Source organism: Pseudarthrobacter polychromogenes (assembly GCF_014644495.1).
Lineage (GTDB): Bacteria > Actinomycetota > Actinomycetes > Actinomycetales > Micrococcaceae > Arthrobacter > Arthrobacter polychromogenes.
The window spans coordinates 42,450-61,220 of record NZ_BMKU01000002.1; the positions used below are offsets into that span (position 1 = coordinate 42,450).

The 18,771-nt window shown below is 66.0% G+C and carries 16 protein-coding genes; 5 read left to right on the top strand and 11 right to left on the bottom strand.

Annotated features, from left to right (window positions below; genetic code table 11):
- Positions 1–71 precede the first annotated feature (71 nt).
- From IEX43_RS03500 to IEX43_RS03535, 8 genes are all read right to left on the bottom strand, one after another.
- Entirely contained in the window at positions 72–1,358 is a 1,287-nt protein-coding gene (locus tag IEX43_RS03500; protein WP_188809111.1) for a Wadjet anti-phage system protein JetD domain-containing protein, read from the bottom strand.
- The gene (locus IEX43_RS03505) at positions 1,348–4,785 is read right to left on the bottom strand and encodes an ATP-binding protein (RefSeq protein ID WP_188809112.1); all 3,438 of its coding nucleotides are present in this window, start codon (positions 4,783–4,785) and stop codon (positions 1,348–1,350) included. The genes IEX43_RS03500 and IEX43_RS03505 overlap by 11 nt, the downstream gene beginning before the upstream one ends.
- A complete protein-coding gene (locus IEX43_RS03510; protein WP_229666299.1) occupies positions 4,782–5,411 on the bottom strand; it encodes a DUF4194 domain-containing protein in 630 nt (209 codons plus the stop codon). The genes IEX43_RS03505 and IEX43_RS03510 overlap by 4 nt, the downstream gene beginning before the upstream one ends.
- 14 nt (positions 5,412–5,425) lie before the next feature.
- Positions 5,426–6,868, bottom strand: coding sequence for a DUF3375 domain-containing protein (locus IEX43_RS03515; RefSeq protein ID WP_188809114.1), 1,443 nt, complete (start codon positions 6,866–6,868; stop codon positions 5,426–5,428).
- 99 nt (positions 6,869–6,967) lie between these two features.
- Positions 6,968–7,369, bottom strand: a complete 402-nt coding sequence (locus IEX43_RS03520; protein ID WP_188809115.1) for a type II toxin-antitoxin system VapC family toxin — start codon at positions 7,367–7,369, stop codon at positions 6,968–6,970.
- Positions 7,366–7,629: a type II toxin-antitoxin system Phd/YefM family antitoxin gene (locus tag IEX43_RS03525; RefSeq protein ID WP_188809116.1), complete on the bottom strand. Its 264-nt coding sequence runs from the start codon at positions 7,627–7,629 to the stop codon at positions 7,366–7,368. Before IEX43_RS03525 ends, IEX43_RS03520 begins: the two co-directional genes overlap by 4 nt.
- A 49-nt stretch (positions 7,630–7,678) precedes the next feature.
- Positions 7,679–8,446, bottom strand: coding sequence for an alpha/beta fold hydrolase (locus tag IEX43_RS03530; protein WP_188809117.1), 768 nt, complete (start codon positions 8,444–8,446; stop codon positions 7,679–7,681).
- Positions 8,447–8,493: 47 nt separating this feature from the next.
- Positions 8,494–9,768 carry a flavin-containing monooxygenase gene (locus IEX43_RS03535; protein ID WP_377102719.1) on the bottom strand — a complete coding sequence of 425 codons (1,275 nt, stop codon included), beginning with the start codon at positions 9,766–9,768 and terminating at the stop codon, positions 8,494–8,496.
- 315 nt (positions 9,769–10,083) lie between these two features.
- Here IEX43_RS03535 and IEX43_RS03540 point away from each other — a divergent pair, with 315 nt between their 5' ends.
- Both IEX43_RS03540 and IEX43_RS03545 read left to right on the top strand, forming a co-directional pair.
- Positions 10,084–10,287, top strand: a complete 204-nt coding sequence (locus tag IEX43_RS03540; protein ID WP_066274236.1) for a cold-shock protein — start codon at positions 10,084–10,086, stop codon at positions 10,285–10,287.
- Positions 10,288–10,685: 398 nt separating this feature from the next.
- A complete protein-coding gene (locus IEX43_RS03545; protein WP_188809424.1) occupies positions 10,686–11,534 on the top strand; it encodes an esterase/lipase family protein in 849 nt (282 codons plus the stop codon).
- Positions 11,535–11,542: 8 nt separating this feature from the next.
- On the opposite strand, the gene ctaD is transcribed toward IEX43_RS03545, so the two are convergent.
- Together ctaD and IEX43_RS03555 are read right to left on the bottom strand one after the other, a co-directional pair.
- Positions 11,543–13,297: an aa3-type cytochrome oxidase subunit I gene (gene ctaD / locus IEX43_RS03550; protein ID WP_188809119.1), complete on the bottom strand. Its 1,755-nt coding sequence runs from the start codon at positions 13,295–13,297 to the stop codon at positions 11,543–11,545.
- Between the two features lie 142 nt (positions 13,298–13,439).
- Positions 13,440–15,269 carry an SARP family transcriptional regulator gene (locus tag IEX43_RS03555; protein WP_229666300.1) on the bottom strand — a complete coding sequence of 610 codons (1,830 nt, stop codon included), beginning with the start codon at positions 15,267–15,269 and terminating at the stop codon, positions 13,440–13,442.
- Positions 15,270–15,387: 118 nt separating this feature from the next.
- Between IEX43_RS03555 and IEX43_RS03560 the strand changes: the two genes are divergently transcribed.
- Entirely contained in the window at positions 15,388–15,549 is a 162-nt protein-coding gene (locus tag IEX43_RS03560; protein WP_188730503.1) for a hypothetical protein, read from the top strand.
- A gap of 158 nt (positions 15,550–15,707) precedes the next feature.
- Here IEX43_RS03560 and IEX43_RS03565 read toward each other — a convergent pair whose 3' ends face one another.
- Positions 15,708–16,442, bottom strand: coding sequence for a FadR/GntR family transcriptional regulator (locus IEX43_RS03565; RefSeq protein WP_188809121.1), 735 nt, complete (start codon positions 16,440–16,442; stop codon positions 15,708–15,710).
- A gap of 187 nt (positions 16,443–16,629) precedes the next feature.
- Between IEX43_RS03565 and IEX43_RS03570 the strand changes: the two genes are divergently transcribed.
- Together IEX43_RS03570 and IEX43_RS03575 are read left to right on the top strand one after the other, a co-directional pair.
- On the top strand, positions 16,630–17,175 hold the full coding sequence (locus IEX43_RS03570) for a gluconokinase (protein ID WP_188730499.1): 546 nt from the start codon (positions 16,630–16,632) through the stop codon (positions 17,173–17,175).
- 42 nt (positions 17,176–17,217) lie between these two features.
- Positions 17,218–18,621, top strand: coding sequence for a GntP family permease (locus IEX43_RS03575; protein WP_188730497.1), 1,404 nt, complete (start codon positions 17,218–17,220; stop codon positions 18,619–18,621).
- Positions 18,622–18,771 lie beyond the last annotated feature (150 nt).

Sequence of the window (18,771 nt, forward strand, 5' to 3'; positions counted from 1 at the left end):
CCTCCCGGTCGCCAGAGTCCGAAGTCCTTTCAGGCGCGGTTTGTCCAAAGTCCCGGTCAACCCAATCCCGGTTAACCCAACAGGCGTGCCAGCACCCAGTCCCAGCGGACGAGTTCCTGCTCCAGCCGGACAGCTGTTCCATATGCGTCGTTTTGCAGTCTTTTGTAGAGCGCCGCCTCATCGGCAGTCAGCCGGCCAAGGGCCGCCGTGGATGGTGCCGGCTCGCTGCCCCACACGTCCCGGTGCGCCAGGAGCGTCGCTTCGTCCATCAATACGCTCACCACATGCGGGTGGACTGCCCTGAGCTGGTCGAGAATCTGGAACCCGTGGGTATCCAGGTCGCCCCAGTACAGGACGTTGCAGTCCCGCAGCCACGATGCATCCCGCAGTGCCGAGAAGCCGTACCCGCCGCCGTAGATCGCCAGGGTTCCGGGCTGTTCCGGGACCGCCAGGAAGTTCACCAGGTTCTCCGTGACCAGCACTCTTGTGACGGGCAGGCGCAGGGTGCTGAACGCCTCAGCCGTCACCGTGACATCCCGGGCGCTGCCCAGCAACGGCACAGCAGCATCCAGTGAACGGAACCGCACGAGCTCCGGAGGGTGCAGGAACCCATGCCGGACGGCAAATCGAGCGGCGGGAGTCCGCGGGGCCGGCTGCCCCAGGAGCGAGCCGGCTTCAGCGGCCACCCCGGCTACCTGCTCTGCGTCAGCCACCAGCTCCGCGGCAGCCTCCGGGGCATCCCTGGCCGCCGTTTCCGCGGACAGCGCTCCGAGCAATTCATCGATCACCGTCCGGTTGCCCTCAATGAACTTGGTATGCACGCCGGAGAGGCTCAGCTGGCGGACGTAGACACCGGGCTCCGGGTTGTCCCGAAGCCACAGTGCAACGCGCGCTGCGGTAAGGGCATCCCCACCGAGGTCCAGCAGCTTCAGCGGACGCCGCAGCGCCCAGGTGCGGAATGCAGGATCCAGCCCGGCCAGCCCCTCGGCCAGGGCCACGAACCAGGCGGCATCTCTTGCCTTGCCTGCGAACGAAATTTCATCCTGTGCCGAAGCGAAGAGCACTGCGGCCGGCAGATGATTGGCCCCAATGGTGTTGCGCCCCACCTCGGTAGTTTCCAGGGTGAAGGGCCCCGCGGCGGCAAACAACCCGGCCGCCCAGGCGCGCGCCACCGCGTAGTCACGGAGGAGGGCCGCCGCCGTCGGCCGCTTTAAGGCACGACGGCGGGGGTAGGCCCCGCTGGGATCCAGCAGTTCGCGGAGGAGGGCGCCGCTGCTCCAGGCCTTCAGCGTCAAGGTGCGAAGGTCCGCCGGCGTGGTCCATCCCTGTGCCCGGCCCGCGGAGCTGTCAGCCGGCATGCCGGTCGCGCTCGTCCCGGTACTCCTGGATGGTCATGTTCCTCAGTTTCGAATCGTTGCCATTCGTATTTGCCACGAAGCCCACGTGTGCCACAAACGGCTCTATCACGTGGATCTTCTGCAGGGGAGTGACAATAAGTAACTGCAGCTTCATGCGCTGGAACAGCTCCAGGCCGTAGCGTGCAGACTCGTCGGAGCCGCGCCCAAACGCTTCGTCGATCACCACAAAGCGGAAGCTGCGGCCCTTACCCGCGCTCGTCCCGGCCCCGGCAGGAGCCTGGTTGGCGCCCAGCCCGAACTGGAACGCCAGCGCTGCAGCCAGGATGGTGTAGGCCAGCTTCTCCTTCTGGCCGCCGGACTTGCCGCCGGAATCGGTGAAGTGCTCAAACTCCTCGCCGGTCTCGGTCCATTTCTCGGAGGCGGAGAACGTAAACCAGTTCCGCACGTCCGTTACTTTCGAGGTCCACCGCTCGTCCAGGGCGGTGAAGCCGTCCCGCCCGCGGAACCGTTCAATCAGGCGCTCCACCTGCAGATACTTCTGTTCGGAGTACTGGTCCTCGTCGCCGATGGTTCCCTCCGAACAGGCCCGCAGGTCCGTTCCGAACTGCCGCACGTCCAGGTCCGTGGTGTTCTGGTGCTCCAGCTGGATGTGCCGGCCACGGTTGTACTCAATGGTTGCCAGGGACTCGTTGATTTTGTTGATCCGGCTGACGATGTCCTGCCGGCGGCTGTCCAGGAACGCATTAAACGCCACCACCTCGTGGATGGTGTTCTGGTTCAGGGACTCCTTGAAGTGCGCCTCGAACTTGGGCAGGTCGTTCTTTTCCAGCTGCTCGAGCAGGCGGCTGTAGTCTCCGGCGGCATCGAGTGAAGCGTCGATCTCCGTGGTTTCGTTCAGATACTTGTTCCGGAAGTCGGCCATTAGGCGCACCGTGCCGGCCTCCGCCGTGGCCAGGCGCTTGGACAGCGCATCGATGGCCTTTGTCAGCTCCTGCCGCACCGCGCTTTCCACTGCGACCGTGTTCTTGTAGGTGAGGACTCTTTCCCCGGGCGCGCCGGCGGCGAGGCCAGCCACGGATGCCAGCAATCCGGGGTCGTCCGTCAGCGGGTCCTCCGCCAGCACAGCACGGCACTCGGCGATGGCCTCCGCGAGGTTCTCGGTGTCCTTCTCATTGGCTCCGAGCCGCTGCTGGATCTTGCCGGCCCGCTCTTCGAAACGCAGCAGGTCAGCCTTCAAAACAGCCTCCCGGGCAGCCAACTCCTGGAGGATGTTGCTGGCTGACTCGAGCGCCCGCCGCTCCTCCTTGTACTCCTCGATTCGCCGGGCAGTGAGCTCCCAGCTGACCTCGCCGAAGTCCGCCACCGAGCGCACGGTGCCCAGTTGCTGGTTCTTCCGGCCGAGGTCGCCCAGCTGGCGGTCGACGCTGGCCAACTGCGTGGCGGCCACCTGGAGCTGGCCATTTGCCTCGTCCAGCTCCGTCAGGAACCTGTTGACCTTGTCCTGGTTGTCCCAGCCCAGCACGTAGTTCCGCCGGTCTGCGATGTCCTTGCGGTCGTCCTTTTCGTGCCGTCCACGGCCGCCCTTGAGCTGCCCGTTGGCGGTGACCGCTTTGGGGAAGCGCCGGAAGTCGGCCAGCGTGTCACAGCAGACGTAGTCGAACCGGCCCGCCAGTTCCTCCAGCAGGAAATCGCGGAACGGCGTGCCCTGCTTGATGGCGATCTTGGCAGCCAAGGTCCCGGGTTCGGCACTCCGGGCCGTGTACGAGTCACCCACCCGCAGGTAGACGAGCTTGCCCCTGAGGTTGTTCGAGTCCACCCAGCTGCTCACCGCAGCGTAGTGTTCGGCCGGCACCAGCAAGGACAATGCGAAACCCCTCAGGGTGCGCTCGGCTGCGCCTTCCCAGGCGGCCTCGCCGTCGCGGACGCGCAGCAGCTCGCCCACGAACGGCAGCGCCTTCTCCGGCACGCCGGAGCCCTCACACAGCCGGCGGCGGATCCCCACCTGGTCCAGCGGCAGCAGGTTCCGCCGGGACTGGAGGCTGGTGAGTTCAGCTTTGAGGTCGGCGGCGCGTTCGGTCAGGACCGTGCGCGTCATGGTCAGCTCGGTGCGCTGCTCCTGCAGGTCCCTGTTCTGCTCTGCCAGTCGGGACTCGACGGCGGCCAGGCCGTCCCGGTTGGCGTCGAACAGCACCCGGTCCTCCGGTGCCCGGAGGCCCAGTTCCGCGGCGGCAGCAGCGTACGTATGGTACCGGGTCCGCTGCACGGCGGCTTCGCGGTCCAGGCGGGCGATGTCCGCGTCGATTGCCGCGAGCCGGCCGCCGCCGTTGGAACGGATGTCCTCGGCAACCGCGCTCAGATCATGCCGGAGTTCGGTGATGCGGGAGGTGACGGCTGCGTTGTCCTCGCGGAGCCGCTGGCCGGTGCTGTCGAGCTCGGCGGCATGTTCGAGGCTGAGGATCAGCTTCTGGTTGGTGAACCAGGGGTGCAGCTGATCCCGCTGGTCCCTGGCTTCCTGGTCCTCATGCGTGAGCTGGGCGTGCCTGGAGGCGCCCTCGCGGATGGGAGCGAGCATGGCGATCTGGTCCTTGGCGCGCAGCACAGCGCCATGGGCCTTCTTGAGGTCATCGAAGTGATGGATCAGGTTCTTGATCCGGCTCTCGACGTCGTCCTCGTCCAGCATGTTGGTGCGCACGAAGGAGGTGATGTTCTCCACCTGCTTCATGGACACCGTCCGATGGAACAGCTCCATGGCCTGGTTCCCGCTGATGCCGAACTGGCGCTTGAACGCTGCCGCGTAGGGCTCGAAGGTGTCGTGCACCGTGGCGCCGGCAGCCTTGAGCTTTTTCTTCAGCTTGAACGGGTCCTGACCGAAGTTGGCGAAGTCCGCCGCGATGCTCTGGTCCGTTTCCGCGAGTGAATAGAACCGGTTGGGCTGGCCTGCCTCCTGGACCGCCCACAGCGTGACGGCCAGGGTGACCGACTTGTCCAGCACAGCATTACGGAAGACGGCGAGCACCACCGTAAGCGAACCCGTGCCGCGCAGCGACACAGGTTTGGAGTTTTCACCGCCGGTGCTGCGGGTGCTCTTGTGGTACCCCCGCACGTAGGACATGAGGGTGCGTTCCTTCTTCTGGGCACCCGCAGCCTTGTTGTACTCGATCTTGTTTGCGGGCAGCAGGAGCGTGGTGATGGCATCCACCACCGTTGACTTTCCCGAGCCGATGTCGCCGGTCAGGAGGCTGTTCGCCCCGTCCAGGCGGAACGTGCGCACACCCTGGTGGAAGGTGCCCCAGTTGAGCAGCTCCAAGCGGTGCAGCCGGTAGCCCGGGGGAGTGCCGGCGTCGTCCTCTGTGTTCTGTTCCGGCGACTCTGGCGCCTCCGCGGGGTCCTCGAGGCTGAACAGGCTGTCCTGCAGGTCCGCGGTCACGGCAGTTCCCCTTCAGTAGTGCTTTCGGGCGTTTGCGGTGGAGCGCCTGCGGGTTCCTCCAGGGACGCCAGGTAGTCAGCGAGCCGGGCGTCGAACTCCTCCAGCCATTGGGCGTCGACATAGGCCTTCAGGATCCTGGCGACCTCGTAGGTGTCCGACTGGCCGCGGAGCCTGCGGAGGAAGCCGAGCTCCACCACCTTTTTAATAGTGGCGCCCAGCTTGTCCAGGATTTTGGCCTGGTTGCTGGACTCAGGCAGGAAAACCGCCACCATGTCCGCGATGTCCTGCTCCGTCATGATGAGGCGGAGCTCGCTGCTGTTGGTGTCGAACTCGAGCATCCGGCCACGGAGCAGGGCAAGCAGGAGGCTGACGTCGAACGTGAGCCTGCGGCGCGGAATCAGCCGGGGCAGGTTGCCTTCCGGGTCCTCCCTTGACCGCAGGAACGCATAGCCCTCCGACTCGTCCAGGATCAGGTCCAGCCCCAGCACGGCCACGTAGTCCCGGGCCTGCGATTCCAGGGTGAGCAGGGACTGCCACACTTTCTCGTCCGATTCTGCGTAGAGGACGCCGCGGAACAGGCGGGTCACGACGCCGGGCAGTTCCGCAGGCGTGCGGGCGGTTTCCATCGTTTCACTCGAGTTCATGCCGGCCTCACAAAGATGATTTGGTCGATAGTTGCTTCGCGGGTGCTGCCGTCGGGAAGCTTCCACTGCAGCTGCTGGGGAACGTCGTCATGGATGCTGGCCCATTCGGATTCGCTGGCCAGCTGGTAGTACGCCACGATTTCGGCGAGTCCCTGCTGCAGCGGATAGGCCTGCGTCACGTCAACAAGGGTGGCCTGCTCGGCGCCGGCCAGGACGGCATCCACATTCGCCTGCAGGCGCTCCATATCCACGTGGAACTGGCTGAACAGGGCGCCGGCGTCCACCTCCGAATCATCGGCGGCCAGCACGGCGTCGTCCACCATCATCTTCCGGCTTGGCTCGTACAGCGGCCGCTCGAACGGCAGTGCGACGTCCACCGACTGCGCTGCGATCTCCATGAAAACGCCCGACGGCGGCGCCTCCCGGGTGCCCAGCGCACTGGATTCGATGCTCCGGATCAGCCGCATGATGCGCTTGTTTTCAAGGAAGACCTTGTCATCAAGGAGCCGGCGCATCTGCTCGGACAGCTGCCGCACAGTGGCCTGCGTCTGGTCCACGGCGGGAAGCCAGTCCTGGTGCAGCCGTGTCACGGCGTGCAGGTCCTCCACGCCGGAGAGCGCTTCGATTTCCGTGGCACGCTGCAGCAGGTCCTGCAGCTCGGTGCGCAGCTGGGGCGACATCAGGTAGTCCCAGAAACCCTGGAACGTACGGCCCTGAAGGGAGCTGCTGATGCCCTGCTGGTTGGCGAAGATGGTCTCCAGAAGTTCGCCCTGGGTGCCGTCCCAGATGGCGATCTGTTCACGCACCTGCCGGTCCAGCTTCCGGAAGTTCTGTTCAACCTCGCGGAAATCGGCGAGGAGGTCCTTGGCGAGGGTTGTCAGCTGCTGGAAATGGTCCAGCGCCTCCGGGGCCGTCATCACCCTGATGTTGCCGTCCCTGATTCTTTGCATCTCGGCATCGATGCCGTCCCGCTGGCGCTGAAGCTCTGCGAGCCGGACCTCGGGATCGGTCTCCGACTGCTGGACCAGTGCCTTCAGGACCGCGAAGATACTCGTGAGCCTGGACTGGGTGGCCACGAAGTCCCGCCCGCGAAGGTTTTCCACCCAGCGCACCACGTCCTCCGCGGCGGGGGTGAGATCGTAGTGCGGCTCGTCCTGGCCGGGAACGTAGTACTTGCGCAGCCAGGCCTTTTCCGGCGCGGCCCAGTCGTCCAGGTACTCACCGGCGGGCCGGGGAAATTTGTTTTCGCCGTACACGTCGCGCAGGCCGAACAGGACGTCGTCGAGGTGGTCGATGAGTTGCTGCCGGCCGATATCCCTCTGGTTGGGTCCGGTGAAGGCCTTCATGAAGAAGGACAAAGCCAGCGGCGCGTTCTGCGCCCGGAGCAGGGACCAGCCGGCGTGGTTCTCACGCAGGCTGTTGATGGCGTAGAAATCCAAGGCGTCCTCAGTGGGCTTCCGGCGGCGGGATGACTTATCTGCCCAAGCTACACGCAGCCGCCGACAATTTACGTCTGGGAGGGGTGAACTGAATCCTCGTTACGGCCCGGTTCGCTTGCCCGGTGACAGGACATTGAGGCCGGCATCAACCGCTGCGGCCAAGAGTTCCACATCGTAGGACACCAGAACGTCAACCTGCAGGCGAATAGCCACGGCCAGGTGAATGGCATCCGCGCTGCGCAGCCTGCCCGGCAAGGCGGCAGCGTACATGAGGTCCGAACGTACAAGGTCAACGAGGTTGATGCCGCCAAGCGCTGCATTGACCAGTTCGCCGTGTATTGCGCGACGGCGCGCCGCGCAGTGGAGCTCTGTGTAGAGGAGCATGGAGGCGATCAGCCTGTGGGTCCGGGACGCCGTTGAGAGGTACTCCGCCAGGGTGGATGATTCCTGCTCCTCCACCACGAGCTTGAGGACAGCCGAGGTATCCGCGTAAATGATCACCGGTCGCCGCGGAGATCGTCCAGAATGTCCTCCGTGCTGGATTCCAGGGCGATCCGGTGCAGGGCGGTGAAGTCCACGGGGCCAGTTGCCGCCCGGACCTGACCTGCCAGCAGCAAGCGTTCCAGGGGGGAAGCCGATGGCGGGATAAGTGTGGCGGTGATTTCGCCGTTGTTGGTGACGTCGATCGTCTCCCCGTTCTTCACGCGTTCGAGGATCTTGCTGCTCTCGTTCCGCAGTTCACGGTGTGGAATAGTTGTCATGGCCTGCCTCCGTAGCAAGTGTAGCAACATAAGCGGTCCGGGGGAAGGTTCAGCCGCGGCTTTCCGCCTGCTCCCAGTGCCGCCGCAGCAACTCCGCCAGCCGGACGGGCTCCATCCGGTGGGGCGGGTCGAAGTGGTGGCGCTTGGGGAAGACTTCAAGATGGAAGTCCGGGAAGAAGACCCGCGCCAGCCGGCCGGCAATCTCGCCGTAGTCATCCGGGTTGCTCAAGCCGCCGAGGGCGCAGAACACGGGCGGGCGGAACGCCGCCAGGCGTTCCCGTTCCAGGTCATAGCTCCGGAAGGTGCGCAGGAACGCCTTGATTCCAGCGGGCCGCCTGGCCATCCACGGCGGCGGGGGACCCGGCGGTGGTGGCGGCAGGACGACGTCGGGCTTAACTCCCAGCCTCATGAAGGCGGGCATGAGCTGCTCTGGAGGGAGGGTCTCCAGCATTTCGTACTTCTTCCAGACCTCCGCGTGGGCGGGGCTCCAGTCCCAGGTCCCGGCCCAGGCGGGCTCAAGCAGGGCAAGGCTGAGCAGCCGTTCGGGGTGTTTCGCGGCGAAGGCCAGTGCCGCAGCCCCGCCGCCGGAATAGCCCACAAGGTGGAACGTTTCCCATCCGAGGGCATCGGCCTCCCGCAGCACGCCGTCGACCTCTGTATCAAGGCTCCAGCCGGGCGGAGGCTCTTCGTCCGCATAAAGCTCCAGGTCCTTGGCCACGGCCTGGACATCCGCTCCCAGGGCTTCAATCAGGGCGCCGTACGCATCCTGCGCGGGGAGGACTGCGCCAGGAAGGAGGATGGCCCGCATCGGTTCCATGGAGAGAACCCTACGCCGCGGCCGGACGTTGGCAAGGGCCACCAGGCTCAGCGTCCCGCGACATGCTCCGCGACGTATCTTGCGTCTTCGCCCACCAACGCCAGCGTGGCTGAGAGGTGCCTGGTGAGCCATGGCAGCCCGACGGCGTACAGGCCGGGAACGTCTGTGACGCCGCGGGTGTGCCGCGGATAGTTCCATTCATCCAGCACCGGCATGTCCAGCAGGCTGAAGTCCAGCCCGTACCCGGTGGCCCAGATGACGGAGGTTATGTTTTCCGCGGCCAGGTCCAGCCGTGCGCCGGACTCCCCGGGCAGCCAAGGGTCGTCGGGGCGCGCTTCGGCCGGCGGCGCATCTATGCCCGCTGCCTCGATGTAGGCGTCCGCCATCAGTTTCAGGCGCTGGCTGAACCCGGCCTCAGCCATGGCGAGGCGTCCGGGGAGGTCGTCGCTGAAGACGAGGACGCCGTTGTCCGTTCCTTCAAAGTGGCCGTGCAGCCGCACCCCGCGGCGGCCGAGTTCCCGCAGGTGGATACTGTGTCCGCCGTCGTTGCCGGAGAGGAGCGGATTGCACATGAACCGGGCTGCGGGGGAGGGGAGCTGTGCCGCCTGGAGTCCGTTGATGCCGTACTCGGGGCCGTGCACGTTGACCTGCAGGATCCAGTGGAAGATGTCCCGGCCGCGGTAGCGGCGCGGTGCCTCCGGGCAGGCGGACACGGACAAGTGGACCACGCGGCCGGCGTCCAGCAGGTCCTCCGTGATCTGGCCCCCGGACTGGCCGGTGCCCACCACCAGCACGGCGCCGTCCGGGAGCTGGCGGGGGCTGCGGTAGTGGTGGCTGTGCAGTTGCAGGACGTTCCCGGGGAATCCGGCCGACGACGGCGGGACGCGGGTGCGCTGGAACGCGCCGTTCGCCAGAACCACGTTCGCCGCGGCGAACGTTCCGCCGGAGGTTTCCACGCGGAAGCGGCCATCTGCCGCCGCGATGCGGGTGGCTTCCGTTCCCATCTGTACCGGGGCGGCGATCCGGGTTGCGTAATCGCGGAAAAGGTCGATGACGGCGTCGCGGGGGAGGAACGCGTCCGGATCGGGGCCGTCGTACGTCAGGTCCGGCAGGAGGAATGAGAAGTTGGGCGTGTTCAAGTGGAACGAATGCCACCGGTCCTGCCATGCGCCGCCCAGGGTATCCCGCGCCTCCAACAGCAGGTGCTCCACCCCGCCCTGGGCGAGCCAGTAACTTGCGGCCAGCCCCGCCTGCCCGGCGCCGATCACCAGGGTGTTGACCTCCTGCGGAGCTGTCTTGCCTGTAGGTGCGGGCATCTCCATGATTCTTCTCCCGCGGCTCGGGGCGGAGTTGGACCTGCTGGCAGGATATGCCTGCCGCGGGCCTGCGTACAGGGGCCGACGGCGGTGCCCGGCCTGGGTGCCTGGGCCCGGCCTCGGGGCCTAAAGGTGGCACTGGTAATTGCTGTCCGGAATCTCCTGTAGAGTAGATCCTGTTGTTGTGTTTATGCAGTTCGTAGTTCAGGCAGTACGCACGGTCGAAAGCCCGTGTTCTTCTGAAGCAGCGGTTTTGAGCACCCCAAACAGGAGGACCCGAAAGTCGGGACAGTTCCTCCACCTTCACGAAGGACAAAAATAATGGCTACTGGTACCGTCAAATGGTTTAACGCTGAAAAGGGCTTCGGCTTCATTTCCCCCGATGACTCCTCACAGGACGTTTTCGCACACTACTCTGCGATCGCTTCCTCCGGCTTCCGCTCACTCGAAGAGAACCAGAAGGTCTCCTTCGAAACCGAGCAGGGCCCCAAGGGTCCCCAGGCCGTAAACATCCAGTCCCTCTAATTCCTTAGAGAAACTGGGGCCTTAGGGTTTCAAAGTTTGAAAGCATGGCCGGTCACTGACCGGCCATGCTTTTGTTTAACCCGCGTGTGCCAGCACCTCCCGCATGCGGCGGCGTAGGTGCCGGGCGTGAACGTTTGTGCAGCCGCCATGAACCGCCGGCCAGGCCCGGGCACTGGTCAGGCCCTCCGCGCGCGGCACCCAACTTAGCTACTGACCAGTAACAACACGGGCGGAGCGTGCCAGGGGGTCCACGTCCCGCCGTCTTGCAGTCTGCTCAAAAAGTGGCGCACGTCCGTGCACTTCACGCCGCTGCCGCACCCGCCGTGCCTAGCATGAAAACCGGGCCCGCCACCAGGCTTCCGGCCCTGCACCCGCTGACACAAAACAAAGAGGTTTCCATGTCGCTGCTCACCAGAACCCTGTCCATCGCCGCCTCCGCTGTCCTGGCCGGATCCCTGGCCGTGGCACCCGCCCAGGCGGACGTCGTCGAAATTTCCCCTCCTGGCGCGAACGACTGGTCCTGCAAGCCAACCGCCGAACACCCCTATCCGGTGGTCCTGGTGCCGGGGACCTTCGAGAGCATGGTGAAGAACTGGTCCACCCTCTCGCCCTACCTCAAGAGCCAGGGCTACTGCGTGTTTGCCCTGAACTATGGCGAGACGAACGGCGTTTACGCCACGGCACCTGTCGCGGACTCCGCAGAGGAACTCGCCCCGTTCGTTGACGCAGTCCTGTCTGGCACCGGCGCCAGGAAGGTGAATCTGGTGGGCCACAGCCAGGGCGGCATGATGCCCCGCTACTACATGGGCTTCCTCGGCGGGGCCAGGAACGTCAACCAGCTCATCGGCATCGCCCCCTCAAACCACGGCACCGAGGGCGTGATCATCCCGCCGCCCGAGGTCCTGGGAGACCCGGACTTCACCGCCCTCGGGTGTGCCGCCTGCGCCGACCAGCAGGCCGGCTCCGAGTTCATGCAGAAGCTCAACTCCATCGGTGACACCGTGGCCGGGCCGACCTATACCGTCATCTCCACGGTCTACGACGAAGTGGTGATTCCGTACAACAGCCAGTTCCTCGCAGGCCCGGCGCGGCAGGTCACCAACATCACCATCCAGGACAAGTGCCCGTTGGACGTCTTCGAGCATGACCAGACACCCAACGACCCCGTGGTCCACCAGATCGTGGCCCACGCCCTGGGCAGGAGCTCAGGCCCGGCTGACCCGGCCTACCAGCCCCGCTGCATCTAGCCTTTTTGTTACTCGTCCGGACTTGGGCTGCGGACGTCCTTCTGGCCGATGTCGGCAGCGCCCAGGGCCGCCGCCGCAGGGCTGTGCGTGGTGTCGTGCTCGCGGACCCGGAGCTCCGGGTGGTGCAGGTCCAGCGCCGGCCGTTCCGAACGGATCCGGGGCAGGGAGGTGAAGTTGTGCCGCGGCGGCGGGCAGGACGTAGCCCATTCCAGCGAGGCGCCAAACCCCCAGGGATCGTCCACGGTGACCTTCTTCCCGGTCCGCCAGGTGATGTAGACGTTCCAGAAGAACGGGAGCAGGGAGGCCCCCAGGAGGAAGGACGACATGGTGGAGAATTGGTTCATCCACGTGAAGTTGTCCTCCACCAGGTAGTCGGCGTACCGGCGGGGCATGCCCATGACGCCTAGCCAGTGCTGGATCAGGAAGGTGCCGTGGAAGCCCAGGAAGAGCATCCAGAAATGGATCTTTCCAAGGCGCTCGTTGAGCATGGTGCCGGTGAACTTGGGCCACCAGAAGTAGAACCCGGCGAACATCGCAAACACCACGGTTCCGAACACCACGTAGTGGAAGTGGGCCACCACGAAGTAGGTGTCCGACACGTGGAAGTCCAGCGGCGGTGAGGCCAGGATGATGCCGGTCAGGCCGCCGAAGAGGAACGTGACCAGGAAGCCGATGCTCCACAGCATGGGCGTTTCAAAAGTCAGCGAGCCGCCCCACATGGTGCCGATCCAGTTGAAGAACTTCACGCCGGTGGGCACTGCGATCAGCATGGTCATGAACGCGAAGAACGGCAGCAGCACCGAGCCGGTGACGTACATGTGGTGCGCCCAGACGGTCATGGACAGTGCGGCAATGGCGATGGTGGCGTAGACCAGGCCCTTGTAGCCGAAGATCGGCTTGCGGCTGAACACCGGGAAGATCTCGGAGACGATGCCAAAGAACGGCAGGGCGATGATGTACACCTCGGGGTGGCCGAAGAACCAGAACAGGTGCTGCCAGAGGACTGCGCCGCCGTTCTCCGGATCGTAGATATGGGCACCGAAGCGCCGGTCGGCACCGAGCGCGAACAGGGCTGCGGCCAGCGGCGGGAAGGCCATGATCACCAGGATTGAGGTGACCAGGGTGTTCCAGGTGAAGATCGGCATCCGCCACATGGTCAGTCCCGGGGCGCGCATGCAGATGATGGTGGTGATGAAGTTGACCGCGCCCAGGATGGTCCCGAAGCCGGACAGCGCCAGGCCGAACACCCAGAGGTCTCCGCCGATGCCCGGACTGAAGGTGGTATCCGAGAGTGGCGCATAGGCGAACCAGCCAAAGGACGCGGCACCCTGGGGCGTGATGAAGCCGGACATCGCAATGGTGGATCCGAAGAGGAAGAACCAGAAAGCCAGCGCATTGAGCCGAGGGAAGGCCACGTCCGGAGCGCCGATCTGCAGCGGCATGATGAAGTTGGCGAACCCGGCGAAAAGCGGGGTGGCGAACATGAGCAGCATCGCAATGCCGTGCATCGTGAAGAGCTGGTTGTACTGCTCCTTGGTCTGCAGGATCTGCATGCCGGGCTCGAAGAGTTCGGCCCGGATGAGCAGGGCCATCACGCCGGCCAGGCAGAAGAAGGCAAACGACGTGATCAGGTACATGTACCCGATGGTTTTGTGGTCAGTGGTGGTGATCCAGTTGACCACCAGGCTGCCTTTGCGGCGCCGCGTGACAGCCGGCGCGGCGGTGGCGGCGAGCCCTTCAGCTGAATGTTCTGTAGTGGCCATTTTCCACCTCACCGAATCTTCCGTATGGCGCGGCAGGTCCTTCATGGGCCCTACTTTGAAGGCTACTCAGGATCATGGCCTCCGGGAAGGGGATCTTTCAGCCGCTGTTATCCGTCGCGTTCCTGCACGGCCCAGCTTTTGCTCAATGCGGCAGTGCCTGCCGCAACGGGCCCACCCGGTGGCGCTCCGCCAGGAACGCCGCCAGCGCGGGGTTATCGACCTCCCTCGCCAGCCAGGGAACTGCCTGTGCCGCAGCTTCGTCGCCGAGGACAGCCCGGTGGGACTGCCCCCGCACCACGAATTCCCGCATCCCGCTCCGGCTCGCCAGCTCTACCAGCTGCTCCACGAACGCGGCCGCACGGGGAGACCGGCTGGCAATGGAAACTTCCGCCGCCGTATCCAGAAGCCGGGCGGAGTACCAGAGGTACCAGGGTGTGGGTTCGAGGCCCCGGTCTATCCAGTGCTCCGCTGCTGCCAGATCGCCATGCACCATCAAGAGCCGTGCTTCGGCTCCGGCGGCCAGGGCCATGTAGCAGTGATCGCCGGCGAGCTCCGCCATCACCCATGACCGGTCAATCAGGGCCGCAGCCTTCTCCACCTGCCCTGCGGCAAGGTACGTCTCTCCCCGCACGCCGGCAACAAACGGTTCAAACGCCGTCCAGTGTTCCTCCGCAATCCACGCCTGCGCCCGGTCCAGGGAGTCAGCCGCCTGCTCCAGTTCCCCGCGCAGCAGCCGTACCCGGCCCAGCAGTGCCTCGCTGAAGACCTGCTGCCGGCGGTTCCGCACTGCCTTCGCCAGCTTTCCGGACTCCGCCAGCGCCCTCACGGCGTCCCCGTACCGTGCCGTGTCTGAGGCCAGCATGCCCTGGATGGCCAGGATTCTCGCCTGTTCGTCGGGGAATCCCCTGGCCGCCAGCATGGCCCGGTCCAGCCACCCGGCAGCCCGGTCCGGCACACCCCTTTGGACGGACAGGTAGCCCAGCTCGCGGTATGCGGCGGCGGCCGTTCGGGAGGCGCCGTCGGGCCCTTCCGCCTGGAGTGCACGGTGCAGGAAGTCCGCCACCTCGGCGCCGCGGCCGCCCGCCTGATGGATCAGGGCGCCGGACAAGGTGACCAGGGACTCTGCGATCAGGTGACTATCGTCAATGTGCTGCGCCAGCACCACCGCGAGCCGCAGCTGGTCCAGCCCCCGATCCACCGCACCCGCCCACAATGACGCGCCGCCGGCGTCAAGGTAGGAACGCACAGTCGCCGCGGTGGCCGGCATTCCCGGATCTGCCTCCGGCGCAGCATCGGAGAGGGCACGCCGGATTTCCGCGGGCAGCGGCAAACCCAGCTCCTGCCGGTAGAGGGCGCCGCACGCGGTCACGTGCCTGCGGGCCCGGCGGTGCTCACCCAAAGCCACCAGCGCCTTGACCAGGACAGCGTTGCAGTCCGCATGGAAGGGGTCCCGGTGAAGAGCCAGGGTGGCCAGCTCCACTGCCTCGCCGGGAGCACCCGAGGCCAATGCAACCAGCGCGGCCTCGTACAGCAGGGACTGGACCACGTTATCCAGCCGAAAGCGCTGGTCCGCCAGCCACGAATCGAAGACGGGGCAATCGGCGAAGGACAGTCCCTCCAGCAACTGGCCGGTGAAGCCGCGGGGGTCCAGGCCGGGCTTGGCGGCCGAGCCCACCACTTCGAGTGCGTCGCAGCGCCACGGCGGCTGAAGCACCAGCCGCAAAGGATCGCCGGCCACCGTGACGCCGTCAAGGGTCCGCCGCAGCTCGGACAGGTTCCAGCGCAGGGCACCGAGCGGGTCGGCGGCATCCGGAAACAAGAGCGACGCCGTGCGGGACCGGCCGGTGCCCTCGGCCTGCAGCGCGAGGTATGCCAGCACCGCCCAGGCCTTGCGGCCTCTGGGCTGCAGGGGAGCTGCGTCGGGGGACTCGACCGCGGGCGGACCAAGGAGCCGAATCAAATTCTCGGCCATACGGCCCATGGTACGCCGCCGGAGCAGCGGCGTCTGCGGGCCTCACACGCTTGGTCACACGCGGCTTGCACACACTGAAATCGCCCAACCGGCACACCATCACGAGAGGTACAAAACCATGGAATTGCTCGGCATCCTGCTCTTTGGACTCTGGGTTCTGATTGTCACTGTCTGCGTTGTCCTGACCGACGGCCGGGGCCACACGCCCGAGATCCGGTCCACGGACCCGTGGTCCGTAGGCAACCTTCCCAGTGAGCCATACGCGTCGCTGCGGATGTAGGTTCCACAGCCCCAGCCACCGGGAACAACGCGCCCATAACCACCAGGGCGCTCAGCATTCGCGGTCCTGGTCCGCATAGACGGTGCTGGCAAGCGCCGCTTGTGCGGGCCAGGGCCGTCCTTGTGGGAAGTCACCCCACACAGCGCCAGCGCAGGGACTTAAGCCAGGCCCATCGCTTCCCGCACTTCATCCAGGATGTGGTGCATCGCCGATTCGGCCACGGCCGTATCGCCGCGCGCCACTGCTGCCGCCACGTCCTCGTGCGCCTGCAGTGCCTCATCCCGGGGCTTGAACGGCATGAGCCCCTGCTGGGTCCGGCTGGTCAGCACTTCCGCCACCATGCCGTCCAGCGCCTGGAACATCTCGTTCCCGCAGCTTCGCAGGAGCAACTGGTGGAACTCGATGTCCGCGGCCAGGAACCCCCCGAGGTCGCCGGCTTCACCCAGCCGCCGCAGCTCAGCCCCGAGGGCAACGAGCTGGGCCCGTTCCGAGGCGCTGGCACGCCGGGCCGCACCGGCGGCGGCGATGGGTTCGACGGCGATGCGCAGCTCGGTGAGGCTGCTGTACTGGAGCTCGCGCCGGTCTGACGCCAGCCGCCAGCGCACCAGCTTCGGATCAAAAACGTTCCACAGGGACCGGTCCTGGACCACAATGCCCACGCGCCGCCGCGAGTAGACCAGGTTCATGGATTCCAGGACCTTCATGGTGTCCCTGGCTACGGTCCGCGATATCCCGTACTCCTGCTGCAGCCCTTCAAGGGTGAGCCGGCTGCCGGGGGCCAGGTTGCCGGAAGCGATGGCAACCCCCACCGCCTCCAGGACCCGCTCATGCATCGCGGGGGAGGCCCCGCCGTCGTGCGCTTTATCCGCGCCCTCATCTGTCGCCGTCGACATTCTGTCCGCCTCTCCTGCGCCGCAGCGCCTTCCCAGAATACCGGGAAAGAGAGGAAAGGTATGACCTGTAACACGAAAAGATAGTATCTTTGCAGCAAAAGGTGATACCTTATGGCGTAGCCCACTTCTAGACGGGCCCACAGCGAGCTTCTTCGAAAGCCAAAGACGTCTTCTCCGGAGGTATGACATGCAGTATCCCCCCACGCACCTTGTGGTCATGGGCGTTGCCGGCTCAGGCAAAACCACCCTCGCGGCCGCCCTGTCCTCGCAGCTGGGCTGGGCCTGCGCCGAAGCGGACGAGTTCCACCCCGAAGCCAACATCACCAAGATGACGCAGGGCATTGCGCTCCAGGACGAGGACCGCTGGCCCTGGCTGCAGGAAATCCGCACCTGGATGACCGCCCAGGCGCAGGCCGGCTGCAGCACCGTCCTGACATGTTCCGCCCTCAAGAAGAGCTACCGCAAGCTCCTCTCCGAAGCGGAAGGCCGCGTGGTCTTCCTCCACCTCGACGGCGGCGCGGACCTGATCGGCCAGCGCATGCAGGGCCGGGCGGGCCACTTCATGCCGCCCACCCTGCTGCCCAGCCAGCTTGCCACCCTGGAGCCGCTCAGCCAGGAAGAACTCGACGCCGGCAGCCTCCGCCTGGACATCTCGCAGTCGCCTGAGCAGCTGGTCGCCGCCGTCGTGCAGGCCTTGCAGCTTCCCACCGGCCAGGCGCCCTGCGCGCCCTGACCGCCCCCTAAACCCCTAAAAGTACTGTTTCAAAGGAGAACCATGACCATCGAAGGATGGACCCAAACGCTGGGCGCAGGACCCCTGCTGCTCATCGCGGGAGCCGCGATCCTCGTCCTGCTGTTCCTGATCATCAAGCTGCGGATGCACGCCCTGATCGCCCTGATCCTCATCAGCCTCGCCACCGCCTTCGCCACCGGCATTCCCGCCAACCAGGTGGTCCCGGTGCTGATCAACGGGTTCGGCACCACCCTCGGCACGGTGGCACTCCTGGTCGGCCTCGGAGCCATGCTGGGCCGCATCGTGGAAACCAGCGGCGGCGCCAAGGTGCTGGCCGACTACCTCATCGGCGTCTTCGGCGAAAAGCGTGCCCCCTTTGCGCTGGGCCTGGCCTCCCTGATCTTCGGCTTCCCCATCTTCTTCGACGCCGGCCTGGTGGTCATGCTGCCGGTCGTCTTCGCAGTGGCCCACCGCCTGGGCGGGGGAGTGCTCCGCTACGGCCTGCCCGCCGCGGGCGCGTTCTCCGTGATGCACATCTTCCTGCCCCCGCACCCGGGTCCGGTGTCCGCGTCCGCGTTCTTCGATGCCAACATCGGCCTGGTCACCCTCGCCGGCCTGATCGTCGCCATCCCCACCTGGTACGTCACCGCCTACCTCTTCGGCCTCTACACCGGCAAGAAGCTGGTCCTTCCCGTGCCGGAAATCCTGGGCCACGCCTCCGCCGAAGCGGAATCCAACCCGCCGCGCTTCCGCACCGTGGTGGGCCTGCTGCTCCTGCCGCTGGTCCTGATCTTCATGAACACCGGGCTGAACACCCTGGCTTCCTCCGGCGTGCTCGCCGAAGGCGTCAAGGACGAGCAGTGGTACCAGGTCCTGCGGACGCTGGGTGAAACCCCGGTGGCGCTGCTGATCTCGGTGCTGGTGGCCCTGTTCGTGCTGGGCAGCAAGCGCGGCAAGGACGCCGGAGCCCTCGAGAAGCTCCTCGAATCCTCGCTCGGCCCGGTCTGCTCCGTCATCCTGATCACCGGTGCCGGCGGCATGTTCGGTGGCGTCCTGCGCACCTCCGGCATCGGCCAGGCACTCGCCGACGTCCTGGGCGACCTGGGCATCCCGCTCATCCTGGCCGGCTTCCTGATCTCCAGCATCCTGCGCATCGCCCAGGGATCCGCCACCGTTGCACTGACCACCACCGCGGGCCTGATCGCCCCGGCTGTGGCCCTGGCCGGACTGAACGGCATGCAGGTGGCCGCCATGGTGATCGCCGTGGCCGCCGGCTCCGTGGTGGTCTCCCACGTGAACGACTCCGGCTTCTGGCTGGTGGGCCGCTTCTTCGGCATGGACGTCAAGACCACGCTGAAGACCTGGACCGTTATGGAAACCCTCATCGGTGTGATGGGCTTCGCCATCGCGGCCGTGATCTTCCTGGTGGCCGGAGTGGCGGGCTAGCAGCATTCCCATCCACGGCTGACTGGACAACAGCGGCGGGGCGGGCAGCAGAAATGCTGGCCGCCCCGCCGTCGTCGTACCCGGAGACTTTAAGCCGAGCCGCCCGGGGCGGGGCGGTCTTAGGCGAGGTGGGCCAGGCGGGGTGGCCGG

Excerpts from the sequence above, each read along its gene's own strand:
- IEX43_RS03500 (WP_188809111.1), bottom strand. The coding sequence starts at position 1,358 with ATGCCGGCTGACAGCTCCGCGGGCCGGGCACAGGGATGGACCACGCCG.
- IEX43_RS03510 (WP_229666299.1), bottom strand. The coding sequence starts at position 5,411 with ATGGAAACCGCCCGCACGCCTGCGGAACTGCCCGGCGTCGTGACCCGC.
- IEX43_RS03525 (WP_188809116.1), bottom strand. The coding sequence starts at position 7,629 with ATGACAACTATTCCACACCGTGAACTGCGGAACGAGAGCAGCAAGATC.
- IEX43_RS03530 (WP_188809117.1), bottom strand. The coding sequence starts at position 8,446 with ATGGAACCGATGCGGGCCATCCTCCTTCCTGGCGCAGTCCTCCCCGCG.
- IEX43_RS03535 (WP_377102719.1), bottom strand. The coding sequence starts at position 9,768 with ATGGAGATGCCCGCACCTACAGGCAAGACAGCTCCGCAGGAGGTCAAC.
- IEX43_RS03540 (WP_066274236.1), top strand. The coding sequence starts at position 10,084 with ATGGCTACTGGTACCGTCAAATGGTTTAACGCTGAAAAGGGCTTCGGC.
- IEX43_RS03545 (WP_188809424.1), top strand. The coding sequence starts at position 10,686 with ATGTCGCTGCTCACCAGAACCCTGTCCATCGCCGCCTCCGCTGTCCTG.
- ctaD (WP_188809119.1), bottom strand. The coding sequence starts at position 13,297 with ATGGCCACTACAGAACATTCAGCTGAAGGGCTCGCCGCCACCGCCGCG.
- IEX43_RS03555 (WP_229666300.1), bottom strand. The coding sequence starts at position 15,269 with ATGGCCGAGAATTTGATTCGGCTCCTTGGTCCGCCCGCGGTCGAGTCC.
- IEX43_RS03560 (WP_188730503.1), top strand. The coding sequence starts at position 15,388 with ATGGAATTGCTCGGCATCCTGCTCTTTGGACTCTGGGTTCTGATTGTC.
- IEX43_RS03565 (WP_188809121.1), bottom strand. The coding sequence starts at position 16,442 with ATGTCGACGGCGACAGATGAGGGCGCGGATAAAGCGCACGACGGCGGG.
- IEX43_RS03570 (WP_188730499.1), top strand. The coding sequence starts at position 16,630 with ATGCAGTATCCCCCCACGCACCTTGTGGTCATGGGCGTTGCCGGCTCA.
- IEX43_RS03575 (WP_188730497.1), top strand. The coding sequence starts at position 17,218 with ATGACCATCGAAGGATGGACCCAAACGCTGGGCGCAGGACCCCTGCTG.